14 protein-coding genes are annotated in these 13,502 nt (G+C 70.4%); all 14 read left to right on the plus strand.

The features are described 5' to 3' along the window. Positions 1-4: 4 nt before the first annotated feature. Positions 5-1,372, plus strand: coding sequence for an exodeoxyribonuclease VII large subunit (xseA, locus tag VFQ05_08380; GenBank protein ID HET9326772.1), 1,368 nt, complete (start codon positions 5-7; stop codon positions 1,370-1,372). Then, the gene (locus tag VFQ05_08385; GenBank protein ID HET9326773.1) at positions 1,362-1,673 is read left to right on the plus strand and encodes an exodeoxyribonuclease VII small subunit; all 312 of its coding nucleotides are present in this window, start codon (positions 1,362-1,364) and stop codon (positions 1,671-1,673) included. Before xseA ends, VFQ05_08385 begins: the two co-directional genes overlap by 11 nt. Further along, positions 1,670-2,593 carry a farnesyl diphosphate synthase gene (locus VFQ05_08390; protein HET9326774.1) on the plus strand — a complete coding sequence of 308 codons (924 nt, stop codon included), beginning with the start codon at positions 1,670-1,672 and terminating at the stop codon, positions 2,591-2,593. Before VFQ05_08385 ends, VFQ05_08390 begins: the two co-directional genes overlap by 4 nt. A 20-nt stretch (positions 2,594-2,613) precedes the next feature. Beyond that, positions 2,614-3,039 (plus strand): divergent PAP2 family protein, encoded by a 426-nt coding sequence (locus tag VFQ05_08395; protein ID HET9326775.1) that lies wholly within the window; start codon positions 2,614-2,616, stop codon positions 3,037-3,039. Then, on the plus strand, positions 3,036-4,943 hold the full coding sequence (dxs, locus tag VFQ05_08400) for a 1-deoxy-D-xylulose-5-phosphate synthase (GenBank protein HET9326776.1): 1,908 nt from the start codon (positions 3,036-3,038) through the stop codon (positions 4,941-4,943). Before VFQ05_08395 ends, dxs begins: the two co-directional genes overlap by 4 nt. Continuing rightward, positions 4,940-5,821, plus strand: a complete 882-nt coding sequence (locus tag VFQ05_08405; protein HET9326777.1) for an NAD(+)/NADH kinase — start codon at positions 4,940-4,942, stop codon at positions 5,819-5,821. Before dxs ends, VFQ05_08405 begins: the two co-directional genes overlap by 4 nt. Next, complete coding sequence (gene recN, locus VFQ05_08410; GenBank protein ID HET9326778.1) at positions 5,821-7,515, plus strand: DNA repair protein RecN; 1,695 nt, start codon at positions 5,821-5,823, stop codon at positions 7,513-7,515. Before VFQ05_08405 ends, recN begins: the two co-directional genes overlap by 1 nt. Then, positions 7,512-8,978, plus strand: coding sequence for an anthranilate synthase component I (gene trpE, locus VFQ05_08415; GenBank protein ID HET9326779.1), 1,467 nt, complete (start codon positions 7,512-7,514; stop codon positions 8,976-8,978). Before recN ends, trpE begins: the two co-directional genes overlap by 4 nt. Further along, entirely contained in the window at positions 8,975-9,565 is a 591-nt protein-coding gene (locus tag VFQ05_08420) for an aminodeoxychorismate/anthranilate synthase component II (protein HET9326780.1), read from the plus strand. Before trpE ends, VFQ05_08420 begins: the two co-directional genes overlap by 4 nt. Beyond that, a complete protein-coding gene (gene trpD / locus VFQ05_08425) occupies positions 9,562-10,569 on the plus strand; it encodes an anthranilate phosphoribosyltransferase (protein HET9326781.1) in 1,008 nt (335 codons plus the stop codon). The genes VFQ05_08420 and trpD overlap by 4 nt, the downstream gene beginning before the upstream one ends. A gap of 6 nt (positions 10,570-10,575) precedes the next feature. Beyond that, positions 10,576-11,388 (plus strand): indole-3-glycerol phosphate synthase TrpC, encoded by an 813-nt coding sequence (gene trpC / locus VFQ05_08430; GenBank protein HET9326782.1) that lies wholly within the window; start codon positions 10,576-10,578, stop codon positions 11,386-11,388. A gap of 1 nt (position 11,389) precedes the next feature. Next, positions 11,390-12,028: a phosphoribosylanthranilate isomerase gene (locus VFQ05_08435; protein ID HET9326783.1), complete on the plus strand. Its 639-nt coding sequence runs from the start codon at positions 11,390-11,392 to the stop codon at positions 12,026-12,028. Beyond that, positions 12,015-13,214, plus strand: coding sequence for a tryptophan synthase subunit beta (trpB, locus tag VFQ05_08440; protein HET9326784.1), 1,200 nt, complete (start codon positions 12,015-12,017; stop codon positions 13,212-13,214). The genes VFQ05_08435 and trpB overlap by 14 nt, the downstream gene beginning before the upstream one ends. A gap of 1 nt (position 13,215) precedes the next feature. After that, positions 13,216-13,502, plus strand: a 287-nt coding sequence (locus VFQ05_08445; protein HET9326785.1) for a hypothetical protein, incomplete at its 3' end; no start/stop codon positions are given.

Raw genomic sequence — 13,502 nt, forward strand, 5'->3', positions numbered from 1 at the left:
GCGCATGGCCACCGTACCCGCCTCGCGCGAGCGCATCCTCACCGTCAGCCAGGTCACCCGGCAGATCAAGGAAGCCCTCGAGGGCTTCTTTCCGGGCCAGTGGGTGCGCGGCGAGATCAGCGGCTGGAAGAAAGCGGTCACCGGGCATTACTACTTCTGTCTCCGTGACCGGAACGCCCAGCTCGACTGCTTTCTCCACTCCAAGCTGGTCGCGAAGCTGAAGTTTCCTCCGCGCGACGGCATGGCGGTCGACGCTTACGGCCGAGTCGAGGTGTGGGAGGCGCGCGGCCGGTATCAGCTCGTGGTCGAGGCTCTACGCCCGGCGGGAATGGGCGAGCGCCTGGTGGCGCTCGAAGCGCTCCGGCAGCGCCTGCAGGCCGAGGGTCTCTTCGACCAGTCGCGCAAGCGTCCGTTGCCGGCTTATCCGCGCCGCATCGGACTCGTCACCTCGCCGGTCGGCGCGGCGGTCCGCGACCTGGTGCACGTGCTCCGCGCCCGCTGGCCTTCGATCGGGATCGTGCTGGCCCCGGTCCGCGTGCAGGGGGAAGGCGCGGCAATCGACATCGCCGACGCCATCCGGCGCTTCAACCACTACGGCAGCGTCGACCTGTTGATTGTGGGACGCGGCGGCGGCTCGCTCGAGGATTTGTGGGCGTTCAACGAAGAACCCGTCGTGCGGGCGATCGTCGGCTCGAAGCTGCCCGTCATCACCGGCGTTGGCCACGAGTCGGACGTCACGCTCGCCGACCTCGCCGCCGACGTGCGCGGCGCTACGCCCTCGAACGCCGCGGAGCGCGCGGTCAAGGACTGGCGCGAAGTCGCTCACCGCGTCGAGGCGCTCCGTGATCGGCTCGACCGGCAGATGCGGCAGAGCCTCCAATGGCGAAGGCAGCAGCTCGATCACCTGCTCGAGAAGTACGCCTTCAAGAATCTCCACGAGGTGTTCGGGGTGTGGCGTCGCAGTATTGCCGACTCCCTGGCCCGGATGCGCGGCTCGATGCGGCACGCCATCGATCTCCGCCGCCGGCGGCTGGAGAACGCGGGCGCCGCGTACGGGCTGCGCGAGTGGCCTCGGCAGCTCGCATCGCGACGCGAGGAGATCGCGCGGCTCGGCGAGCGGCTCACCGACGCGATGCAGGCCCGGCTCGACGCATGGGCGACGCGCGCGCGCGGCTACGAGGACCGTTTGCGGGCGCTGTCCCCGCGGCTGGTCATGGAACGGGGTTATTGCCTGGCGCGAGGTCCCGACGGTAGGCTGCTGCGCACCGTCGAGGGTCTCGCGGTAGGCGATCCGCTGCAGATCGAATTCGCCCGCGGTGACGTCGACGCGCGAGTCGAGGCGGTGCGCACGGGAGAGGATCATGGCCAATAAGAAGCCTTCGCCACAGGGCGCCGAAGCCCAGGAGTCGCAAGGCTTCGAAACATCGCTCGAGCGGCTCGAGGTCATCGTCCAGGAGCTCGAGGGGGGACAGCTGACGCTCGAGGAATCGCTGGCGCGCTACGAAGAAGGCGTGCGGCTGTCCAAGCGGCTGACGCAGAGCCTCGACCGGGCCGAGGAGCGCATCGAGCGGCTGAACGGCGAGGACGCGCCCCCGGGAACCCATCCGGTGGACGCCGCGGAAGAGGAGCGTCTGCGCGGAACACGCCCCGAGGAGGGCGAGCTTCAGTTTTGAGCCGCGCGCCCGTCATGGCCGACACGGAGCTCGCTTCAGGAAGCCGGGATCCCTTCGCCGCGCGCCGAGCCGCGTTCGAGCGTTACTTCGCGCGCGCGCTCGACCGTCGCTGCCGCGCTCCGGGAGCACTGGGCGAAGCGATCCGCTACGCCGCGCTCTCGCCCGGCAAGCGCATCCGGCCTTTGTTCGCGCTGGCGAGCTGCGAGGCCGCGGGAGGGACGTGGCGCAAAGCACTTCCGGCCGCGGCGGCGCTCGAGGCGATCCACGCCTTCTCGCTGGTGCACGACGATCTTCCCGCCATGGACGACGACGACTATCGCCGGGGACTGCTCACCACTCACAAGAAGTTCGGCGAGGCCACCGCGATCCTCGCGGGCGACGCGCTGGTCGCGTTCGCCTTCCAGGAGCTGGTCGAGCTGCGGCGCTTCGTGAACGCCTCTCGGGTCAGCGACGCGGTGCGCCGTCTCGCCACCGCGAGCGGGGGCGAGGAGCTGATCGCCGGCCAGGCGCTCGACATCGCGGCCGAGGGACGCGAAGTGGAGGAGGAGGATGTGCGCGAGATCCATCTGCGCAAGACCGGGGCGCTCTTCGCGTGCGCGATGGCGCTCGGCGGGATCGCCGGGGGCGCGCGCAAGGACACCGTCGATGCGCTCGAGCAGTCGGGCCGCCACCTCGGGCTCGCCTTCCAGATCCACGACGACCTGCTCAACGCAGGCGCCGGACTCGCGCAGCTCGGCAAGCGTGGCGGCACCGACGCGGCGCGCGGCAAGGCCACCTATCCGAAGGTGATCGGCAGCCAGCGATCGCGCCTGCGCGCCGAAGCGCACCTTGACCTGGCGCGATCGATCCTGGAGGAATACCGTCTGTTCTCGCCCGGCCTGCAAGGCTTGCTGGGCGCCATGGCCGCGCGCGAGCGCTGACCGGCTTCAAGGAGGAAGAGGTGGAGGCAGCCGCGCTCGCACTCGCCGTCGGGTTCCTGATCCAGGCGTTCAAGGGCGTCGCCGTGTTCGTCCGCAAACGCCACTGGAATCTGCGGCGCTTCGTCGAGACCGGAGGCATGCCCAGCTCGCACGCCGCCTCGGTTTCCGCGCTGACGACGGAAGTCGCGTTTCGCGAGGGTGTTGGATCGGTGCTGTTCGGCGTGACGCTGTATTTCAGCCTGGTCGTTATGTATGATGCTGCAGGCCTGCGGCGCGCCGCCGGCCGCCATGCGACCGTGCTCAACCGCATGATCGACCAGCACTGGAAAGACCCCGAGCAGGAGACTCAAAAGCTGATGGAGCTGCTGGGCCACACGCCCCTCGAGGTGGCGGTGGGGGCCCTGATCGGAGTTTCCGCCTCGCTGCTGTGGCACTGGATCCGGTGAGCCTGCTCGAGCGCATTCACTCGCCCGCGGATCTTCGCGCGCTCACGCGCGATGAGATCGACGGCCTCGCCGCCGAGATCCGGCACGCCATCATCCAGACCGTGGCCCGGCGCGCCGGCCACCTGGCCCCGAATCTCGGCGTGGTCGAGCTGACGCTCGCGCTCCACCGGGTGTTCGACTCGCCGCGCGACAAGATCATCTTCGACGTCGGCCACCAGAGCTACCCGCACAAGCTGGTGACCGGGCGTTACGAGCGCTTCGACACGCTGCGCTCGCTGGACGGCATCGCCGGCTATCCGGTGCGCTCGGAGAGCGAGCACGATCCCTTCGGCACCTGCCACGGCAGCACCTCGCTGTCGGCCGCGCTCGGCTTCGCGGTGGCTCGCGACCTCCAGAAGCAGGATCACCACGTGATCGCGGTGATCGGGGACGGCGCGCTCACCGGCGGCATGGCGTTCGAGGGGCTCAACAACATCGGCGAGCTCAGGAAACGCGTGATCGTCATCCTCAACGACAACGAGTGGAGCATCTCGCCCAACATCGGCGCGATCACCCGCTACCTCACCAAGCTCACGACCAGCCGGCTGTATCGCGCATTCGAGCGCGACGTCTACGAGCTGCTCGGCAAGCTGCCCAAGGGGCTGCGCGCCCAGGAAGGCGCGCGACGCGTCAAGGAAGGCCTGCAGAACCTGGTGGTGCCGGGCATCCTGTTCGAGGAGCTCGGACTCAAGTACTTCGGGCCGATCGACGGCCACGATCTCGACGTGCTCGAGGAGACGCTCAGCGACCTCAAGCGCTTCGAAGGCCCGGTGCTGCTCCACGTGGTGACCTGCAAGGGCAAGGGGTATGGCCCGGCCGAGAGCGATGCCGGGACCTTCCACGGCGTCGGCGTGTTCGACCCCGAGAGCGGCACGGCCGCCAAGAGCACGAAGAAGACCTATACGCACGTCTTTGGCGAGACCGCGGTCGAAATCGCCGAGCGGCTGCCAGAGGCGGTGGCGGTCACCGCGGCGATGACCGACAACACCGGGCTCAAGACCTTCGCCAAGAAGTTTCCCGAGCGATTCTTCGACGTCGGCATGGCCGAGGAGCACGGCGTGACCTTCTCGGCCGGTCTCGCCGCCGCCGGCATGCTGCCGCTCTGCACCATCTACTCCACGTTCCTGCAGCGCGCCTTCGACCAGATCATCCACGACGTCGCGGTGCAGGACCTGCACGTCGTCCTGTGCGTGGACCGCGCCGGCATCGTGGGCGAGGACGGCGCGCCGCAGCACGGGGCGTTCGACGTCGGCTACCTGCGCATGATCCCGGGCATGATCCTCATGGCCCCCAAGAACGGCGAGGAGCTGCGCGACATGCTGTGGACCGCGACGCGCGTCGAGAAGCGCTGTGTCGCGGTGCGCTACCCGCGGGCCAACATCCCCGAGGAATCCCTGCCGGTCCGCGAGCCCACCTTCCTCGAGATCGGCGTATCGGAACAGCTGCGCGCCGGCGGCGACGTCGCCATCCTGGCGCTCGGCACCATGGTGCTGCCGGCGCTCGCCGCGGCCGAGAAGCTGGCGGCCGAGGGGGTCTCGGCGACGGTGGTGAACGCGCGCTTCGTGTCCCCGCTCGACGAGCGGGCGATCCTCGGGCTGGCGCGATCGGTAGGCCGCCTCGTCACCGTGGAGGAAAACGTGCCGATGGGCGGATTCGGGAGCGCGGTCAGCGAGTGCCTCGGACGCCACGAGGTGTCCGCCACGCCGCTGCTCCGGCTCGCGCTGCCGGAGACGTTCGTGCCGCACGGCAAGCGCGACGAGCTGCTCAAGATCGTCGGCCTCGACGCTCCTTCCATCGCGACGCGCGTGCTCGATTGGGTCAAGGCCCAGCAAGGACAGGACACCCACCAGCGGCAGTTCTCATGAGCCGCGCGGGCCGCCGCGTGGGCATCCTGGGCCACACGGGAAGGCCACCGGTGCAGAAGGCCGCGCGCCGCCTGACCGAAGCGCTGGTCGCGCAGGGCCACCGGGTGGCGATTGACGAGCTCCTCGCCAAGGAGATGAAGCTTCCCGGCGTCGCGCTCGAGAAGATCGCCGCCGATTGTCACCTGCTGATCTCGCTCGGGGGAGACGGCACCGCTCTCAAGGGCGCGCGCGCGCTGGTCGGGCGCAAGGGCGCGCTGCTGCCGGTCAACTTCGGCGGACTCGGATTTCTCACCGTCGCCGAGGAGCTCGACGTCGAGGACGCGGTGCGTTTGGCGCTCGTCGGCCGGTGGAAGACGGTGGAGCGCCGTCCGGTCGAGGCGGTGGTGACACGCCGGGGCAAGCGGCTGAAGTCCGGGCTCGGCATGAACGACGCCGTCCTCAAGACCAGCGGCGGCTACTCCGCGCTGCACATGCGCCTCCACGCGCTCGGCAGCGATCTCGGTCACCTGGTCGCCGACGGCCTGATCGCCGCGACCGCGGCCGGGTCGACCGCGTACTCGCTCTCGGCCGGCGGACCCGTGGTATCGCGCGGATTGGAGTCCCTGGTGGTCACGCCGGTGTGCGCGCACACGCTCGGCAGCCGCTCGTTGGTGCTGGCCGGCGACGACGCGCTGAAGGTCAAGGTGATCGGCACCTCGGATCACGCCATGCTGCTGATCGACGGTCAGGAATCGATCCCGCTTCAGGCCGGGGATCAAGTGACGATGACGCTCGCCGACCAGGTGGTGCGGATCTTCGAAAACCCCGAGCAGCCGCTGGCCCGCGCGCTGCAGGCCAAGCTGGGGTGGCAGGGGAGCGAGCGCCGGAGCCTGGTCTGATGCTCGAGCGCCTGTCGATCCGCAACCTGGCACTGGTGGAGCATGCGGAGCTGACGCTCGGTCCCGGGCTCAACGCGCTGACGGGCGAAACCGGCGCGGGCAAGACCCTCGTGGTCCAGGCGGTCGAGCTGATCGTCGGCGGGCGAGCCGATCCGGACACGATCCGCGCGGGCGCCAAGAGCGCCACCGTCGAAGCCGAGTTCCGTCTGGCGGGAGAGACCGCCGCCCGCGTGGCCACGCTGCTCGACGAGTGGGGCCTCGAGTTCGACGGCGAAGCGCTGGTCGTTCGCCGCGAAGTGAGCGAATCGGGCCGCGGCCGGGCGACCGTCAACCAGTCGCCGGTCACGGTGGCTTCGCTCAAGCGGCTGGGCGAGTTGCTGGCCGACCTTCATGGACAGCACGAACACCAGAGTCTGCTCCGTCCCGAGGCAGGCCTCTTGACGCTGGATCGCCTCGCCGGCCTCGAGCAGGAGCGCGAAGCCTTTGGCGAGCGGCTGGCGGCGTGGCGGGAGGCCGAGCGGGATCGCCACCAGCTCGAGACGCAGCTCGCCACCTTCGCCGAGCGCAGCGACTACCTGAGGCACGCCGCGCGCGAGCTGGCCGAGGCCAGGCTGGTCGAAGGCGAGGAAGAGCGGCTCGCGAACGAAGCGGCCCGGCTCCAGCACAGAGACCGCTTGCGCACCCTGGTCACGCAGGCGCTGGAGCAGCTCTCCGATGCGGAACCATCGGCCACCACGCTGCTCGGCGCCGCGTCCCATGCGCTCGAGCAGGCGGCGGCGCTCGACAGCACGCTCGGCGACACGCTTCCCGGTGTGCGCGAGGCGTCGATTGCCGCGAGCGAGTCGGCTCGCGCGCTGACGTCCTATCTCGATCATCTCGAGGCCGATCCCGAACGGCTCGAGGCCATCGAGAGCCGGCGCGACCTCATCGCCCGGCTCACGCGCAAGTACCGCCGGGCGGTGCCGGAGCTGCTGGCGTGGCAGTCGGAGATCGAGCGCGAGCTGGAGACCGGCGACGACGCCGACCGGGCGCTCGAGTCCGCGGCGGCGCGCGTGCGCGATGCCGAGCGCGCTTGCGGCGAGGCCGGCGCCCAGCTGTCGAAAGAGCGGGCCGAAGCGGCCGCCGAGTGGGGACCGAGGATCAGTCGTGAGCTCCGCCCCCTGGGCCTTCAGAGCGCGCGGCTCGACTTCCGGGTGGAGGCCGCGCCGCCGGCCGCGGCCTCGCCCCTTGGCCTCGACCAGGTGACGCTGCGCTTCATGCCCAATCCCGGCGAGCCGGCGCGGCCGCTGGCGAAGATCGCCTCCGGCGGCGAGCTGTCGCGCGTGATGCTGGCGCTCAAGGTCGCGCTCGAAGCCCGCGACCGCGTTGATCTGCTGATCTTCGACGAAGTAGATTCGGGCATCGGTGGCGCGGTGGCCCAGGCGGTTGGAGAGCGTCTGCGGCGGCTCGCGCGGCACCGCCAGGTCGTGTGCGTCACCCATTTGCCCATGATCGCCGCGCTTGCGCATCACCAATGGAGCGTGGCGAAGCAGGCGAGCGGCGGACGAACCACGGTGAAGGTGGAGCCCGTCGAGGGCCCGCGACGAGTCGCGGAGCTCGCGCGCATGCTGGCCGGCGAGCGGGCCACCGAGACCACCCGGCGCCAGGCTCGAGAGCTGCTCGAGGGCGCGGAATCCGGAGCAACCCGGCGATGATCGTTCCGACCAAGTCCGAGTTCGCGACCCTCGCCCGGAGCGGCAAGCTGGTGCCGATCTACCGCGAGGTGTTCGCCGATCTCGACACGCCGGTGTCGGCCTTCCGCAAGATCGACGAAGGTCCCTATTCGTTCCTGCTCGAGAGCGTCGAAGGCGGCGAGAAGTGGGGGCGCTACTCGCTGCTCGGCAGCCGGCCGTCGAAGGTGTTCATCGCCCGCGACGGGCGCGCCGAGCTGCTCGAGCGCGGCCGCACCACGCCGCTCGACGGTCCGCCGCTCGAGGCGCTCGCCACGTTGCTCAAGCAGCACCAGGCGGTGGCCCTGCCGGGATTGCCGCGCTTCTGCGGCGGCGCGGTCGGCTATCTCGGCTACGACGCGATCCGGTGGTTCGAGAAGCTTCCGAGCCGCACCATCGATGACGTGCCGCTGGACGATGCCATCTTCCTGTTCGGCGACGTGGTCACGGTCTTCGACAACCTGACCCACACACTCAAGGTGGTCAGCCACGCGCGCGGAGGCGACGACCCGGGAGCGGCCTACGAGGCGGCGGCCGAGCGCATCGAGTCCGAGGTCGAGCGCCTGCGCCGCGCCCTGCCGTGGGACGAGCCGGTCGCCGGCGCCGAAGCGCCCGAGCCCGTGTCCACGACCACGCGCGAGGAGTTCTTGAAAGCGGTCGAGCGCGCCAAGGAGCACATCCGCGCCGGCGACGCCTTCCAGATCGTGCTCAGCCACCGCATGAGCGTTCCGGTGCAGCACTCGCCGTTCCGAGCGTACCGCGCGCTGCGCGTGGCCAACCCATCGCCCTACATGTACTTTCTGAAGCTCGGTGGGGTGTCGCTGGTGGGCTCGTCTCCCGAGGCGCTGGTGCGGCGCACGGACACGGTGGTCGAGGTGAGGCCGATCGCCGGCACGAGACCGCGGGGGCGGGGCGCCGACGAGGATCGCCAATTGGAAGAGGAGCTCAGGGCCGACGAGAAGGAGCGGGCCGAGCACGTGATGCTGGTGGACCTCGGCCGCAATGACGTGGGACGGGTGGCCGAGTACGGAACGGTGGAGACCAACGAGTACATGAAGGTGGAGCGCTACTCCCAGGTCATGCACCTGGTGTCGAACGTGCGCGGTCGCGCGCGCTCGGGTCTCGAGCCGCTCGACGTGGTGCGCGCCTGCTTCCCCGCCGGCACGGTGACCGGGGCGCCCAAGGTGCGGGCCATGGAGATCATCGAGGATCTGGAGCCGGTGCGGCGCGGCGTCTACGCCGGCGCGGTCGGGCACTTCGACTACCACGGCAATCTCGACCTCTGCATCGCCATCCGCACGCTGGTCTACGCCCACGGGCGGGCGTACTGGGGCGCGGGGGCGGGCATCGTGGCCGACTCCGACCCCGAGCGGGAATGGCAGGAGACTCTCAACAAGGGGCGCGCCCTGTGGCTGGCGGTGCAGCGCGCGGAACGGGGCGACACGTGATCGCGGTCATCGACAACTACGACTCCTTCACCTACAACCTGGTCCAATACCTGGGAACGCTCGGCGCCGAGATCGAGGTGCACCGGAACGACGCGATCGCGGTCGACGACCTGGCGCGCCATGCCCTGGAAGGCGTGGTGATCTCTCCGGGTCCCGGCGAGCCCAAGGATGCCGGCATCACCGAAGATGTGATCCGCCGCTTCAGCGGCAAGCTGCCGGTGCTCGGCGTGTGCCTCGGTCATCAGGCGCTGGGCGAAGTGTTCGGCGGCAAGGTGGTGCGCGCGCCGCGGCTCATGCACGGCAAGACCAGTCCCATCCTGCACAAGGGCCGCGGCCTGTTCGCCGGACTCGACAATCCGTTCGAGGCGACGCGTTACCACTCGCTGATCGTCGAGCGAGAGACGCTGCCCGATACGCTCGAGATCGTCGCCTGGACGCCCGAAGGCGAGATCATGGGGCTCAAGCACAAGCAGCACGAGGCGTGGGGCGTGCAGTTCCATCCCGAGTCCGTGCTGACCGTGTCCGGGCTCAAGCTGATCGAGAACTTCCTCACTCTGTGCCGGCAGCAGGCCGGGAGTCGCGCGTGATCCAGCCGGCGATCGCGCAGCTCGTCGACCATCGCTCGCTCGACCAGGCGGCGGCGCGCGAAGCCATGGAGGAAATCCTCGCCGGACGCGCCACGGCCGCGCAGATCGCCGGGCTCGCGGTGGCGCTACGGATGAAGGGCGAGACGCCGGACGAGATCGCCGGCATGGCGGAGGCCATGCGCCAGCGCATCTCGCCGATCCGGACGCGGCGCGCCATGCTGCTCGATACCTGCGGCACCGGCGGCGACAACGCCGGCACCTTCAACATCTCGACTTCGGTGGCCATCATCACCGCCGCCTGCGGCGTGGCGGTGGCGAAGCACGGCAACCGTGCGATCTCGAGCCGGGCCGGCAGCGCGGACGTGCTCGAGCAGCTCGGCGTCAGCATCGACCTCACGCCCGAAGGAGCGGCGCGCTCGATCGACGCCGTGGGGATCGCCTTCCTGTTCGCGCCGCACTATCACGTCGCCCTGAGCCACGCCGCGGCTCCGCGCCGCGAGCTCGGCATCCGCACCGTGTTCAACGTGCTCGGGCCGCTCACCAATCCGGCCGGCGCGCGCCGGCAGCTGATGGGCGTCTACCACGACCGGCTCGTCCGGCCGGCCGCCGAGGTGCTGGCCCGGCTCGGCAGCGAGCGCGCGTGGGTGGTGCACGGCCAGGACGGCCTCGATGAGCTCACGGTCTACGACAAGTCCCATGTCGCCGAACTGGCGCGCGGCGCGGTGGGAGAGTTCGAGATCGATCCGGCTGACCTCGGTCTCGCGCACACCGATCGCGCCCCGATCGCCGGCGGCACACCGGCCGAGAACGCCGCGCGCATTCGCGCGATCCTCGGCGGCGAGCAGGGAGCGGCGCGCGACATCGTGCTGCTCAACACCGCGGCGGCGCTCGTGGTGGGCGAGGCGGCCCGGAACCTCGAGGAAGGCCTCGCCCAGGCGCGGAAGGCGATCGACACCGGCGCGGCCGCCGCCAAGCTCGACGAGCTGGCGCGGTTCCGGGGATAGAAGGCCATGGCGGACGCTGCTCGCGCGGACCTGCTCACCCGTATCGCCTCCGACCGGCAACGCCGCGTCGCCGAGATGGAGCGCAAGACGCCCGGCCATAAGCTGCGCGCCCAGCTCGGCACAGCCCTTCCGGCCGGACGGCTCGAGCGAGCGCTGCGGCGGGCGCCCGGCCAGCCGCTGCGGCTGATCTGCGAGATCAAGCGCGCGTCACCCCTCAAGGGCATGCTCAACGAGCACCTGGATCCGGTGGCGATGGCACGGCTCTATGAACAAGGCGGCGCGACCGCGATCTCGATCGTCACCGAGCCCGATCACTTCCTGGGCGATCCGGCGTGGGTGAACGCCGTGCGTCCCCAGGTCCGGCTGCCGATCCTCCTCAAGGACTTCGTGCTCGACACCTACCAGCTGCTCGACGCGGCGACGCGCGGCGCGGACTCCGTCCTGATGCTGGCGGTGCTGCTCTCCGAAGTGCGCCTGCAGCGTCTGATCACCGAGGCGCGCCTGCTCGGACTCGACGCGCTGGTCGAGGTCCACGACGAGGAGGAGCTGCAGCGGTCGCTGCGCGCCGGGGCAACCCTGGTCGGCATCAATCATCGCGACCTGCGGACCTTCGAGATCGATCTCGAGACGTCGAGCCGCCTCTTGCCGCGCGTGCCTCCGCTGGTCACCGCGGTGGCGGAGAGCGGCATCTCCAGTCCCGAAGCCCTGGCGCGGCTGCGCCCGACCCGGTGTGACGCCGTGCTGATCGGGGAGGCCTTCATGACCAGCCCCGATCCCGCGGCGGTGCTCGCTTCCCTGACGGCCGCGGCGCGGGGGTGACGTGGCGGGATCTGCCCATCACACCGTGGTCAAGGTGTGCGGGCTCACGCGCCTCGAGGACGCGCGTCTGGCGCTCGAAGTGGGCGCCGATTGGCTCGGGTTCGTGCTCTGGCCCGGCTCGCCGCGCAGGGTCGAGCCCGGGCGTGCCGCCGAGATCGTGGCCGCGCTCGACGGCGGCGTCCCGGTGGCGGTGCTGGTGAATCCAACACCGGACGAAGCCGCCGCGCTCGCCGGCCGGATCGGCGCCGCGCGCGTCCAGGTCCATCAGGTCGATCCGCTCTCGTGGCCGCAGGACTTCCCATTTCCGGTGACGTTCGCGATTCCAGTCTCCGACGACGGCGCGCTCGGCAAGCCTCTGCCGCCGGCCGGGCCACTGGTGATGCTCGACGCGGCCGATCCCGTGCAGGTCGGCGGCACCGGCCACCGCATCCCCTGGGATACCGCGCGCGTGGTCGCGGCCACGCGCGACGTGCTGCTCGCCGGCGGGCTCGACGGCGCGTCGGTGAGGCAGGCGCTCGAGACGGTCCGTCCGTTCGGCGTCGATGCCGCTTCACGGCTCGAATCGAGCCCGGGGATCAAGGACGAGCAGAAGCTGCGACAGTTCGTCGCCGCGGTGAGGGCGTTCGATGTCGCCCAGTGAGCGCGGACCCGATGCGAGCGGCCACTTCGGTCCCTACGGCGGGCGCTTCGTACCCGAGACGCTGATCCACGCGCTCGACGAGCTGGCCGCCGAATACGCCCGGGCACGCGCCGACGCGCGCTTCGGCGAGGAGCTCGAGCGGACGCTGCGCGAGTTCGCGGGCCGGCCGACGCCGCTCGTCTCCGCCGAGCGCTTTTCCGATGCCGCCGGCTGCTGCGTGTACCTCAAGCGCGAGGATCTCCTTCATACCGGCGCGCACAAGATCAACAACACCATCGGCCAGTGCCTGCTCGCGCGGCGGATGGGCAAGCCGCGCGTCATCGCCGAGACCGGCGCCGGCCAGCATGGCGTCGCCACCGCAGCCGCGGCTGCGCGCTTCGGGCTCCAGTGCGTGGTCTACATGGGCGTCGAGGACGCGCGGCGCCAGCACCTGAACGTCCAGCGCATGAAGCTGCTCGGCGCCGAGGTGCGGCCCGTCGACGCCGGCAGCAGGACGCTGAAGGACGCGATCAACGAGGCGCTGCGCGACTGGGTGACCAACGTGCGTGATACCCACTACGTGCTCGGCTCGGTGCTCGGTCCTCATCCGTTTCCGGTGATGGTGCGCGACTTCCATCGCGTCATCGGGATCGAGGCGCGCGAGCAATTCGCGTCACAGGTGGGAGGACTTCCCGACCTGCTGGTGGCGTGCGTTGGCGGAGGCAGCAACGCGATCGGCCTGTTCCACGCGTTCCTCGACGAGGCGTCGGTGCGGAAGGTCGGCGTCGAGGCCGGAGGCGAAGGCCTGGCGAGCGGGCGTCACGCGGCGCGCGTCCCGGAGAAGAGCGTCGGCATCCTGCACGGCACCCGCACCCTGGTGCTGCAGGACGAGCGCGGCATGATCCGCGCAACTCATTCGGTGTCGGCCGGCCTCGACTACCCTGCGCTCGGCCCGGAGCACGCGTGGCTCGCGGAGCAGGGGCTCGCGGAATACGGCTGGGCCACCGATGCCGAGGCGCTCGACGCCTTCGAATCGCTGGCGAAGCAGGAGGGCATTCTGCCGGCGCTCGAGTCGGCGCACGCGCTCGCCTGGGTGCTGCGGGAGGGACCGAAGCTGGGCCCCAAGGTCCGGGTGATCGTCAATCTCTCCGGCCGCGGGGACAAAGATGTGGAGGAAGTCCTGCGGGTCAGGGGTAGAATTCCCTGACATGGCTCCCCACGCCCGATTCCGCCTGTGGGCAACCGTCCTCGCCGCTCTCGCCATCCTGAGCGTGTCCGGCTGCTCGTCGTCGCCCGAGAAGCGCTACGCGACGGCCCCCTTCGGTCCGTCCGCCCCGTTCGACACCGTCATCATCGTCCCGGCCCCGATGAGTCCCGAGGGGGTCGTGCTGCTTCTCCAGTGGTGCTACGTGAGTCGCAACGAAGAGAACCATCGGACGCTCTTCACCGACGACTATCAGTTCGTGTTCGGCCTGCTCGATCCCGAGGGCGCTCC

Source organism: Candidatus Eisenbacteria bacterium (assembly GCA_035712145.1).
GTDB lineage: Bacteria > Eisenbacteria > RBG-16-71-46 > RBG-16-71-46 > RBG-16-71-46 > DASTBI01.

Excerpts from the sequence above, each read along its gene's own strand:
- xseA (HET9326772.1), top strand. The coding sequence starts at position 5 with ATGGCCACCGTACCCGCCTCGCGCGAGCGCATCCTCACCGTCAGCCAG.
- VFQ05_08385 (HET9326773.1), top strand. The coding sequence starts at position 1,362 with ATGGCCAATAAGAAGCCTTCGCCACAGGGCGCCGAAGCCCAGGAGTCG.
- VFQ05_08405 (HET9326777.1), top strand. The coding sequence starts at position 4,940 with ATGAGCCGCGCGGGCCGCCGCGTGGGCATCCTGGGCCACACGGGAAGG.
- recN (HET9326778.1), top strand. The coding sequence starts at position 5,821 with ATGCTCGAGCGCCTGTCGATCCGCAACCTGGCACTGGTGGAGCATGCG.
- trpE (HET9326779.1), top strand. The coding sequence starts at position 7,512 with ATGATCGTTCCGACCAAGTCCGAGTTCGCGACCCTCGCCCGGAGCGGC.
- trpC (HET9326782.1), top strand. The coding sequence starts at position 10,576 with ATGGCGGACGCTGCTCGCGCGGACCTGCTCACCCGTATCGCCTCCGAC.
- trpB (HET9326784.1), top strand. The coding sequence starts at position 12,015 with ATGTCGCCCAGTGAGCGCGGACCCGATGCGAGCGGCCACTTCGGTCCC.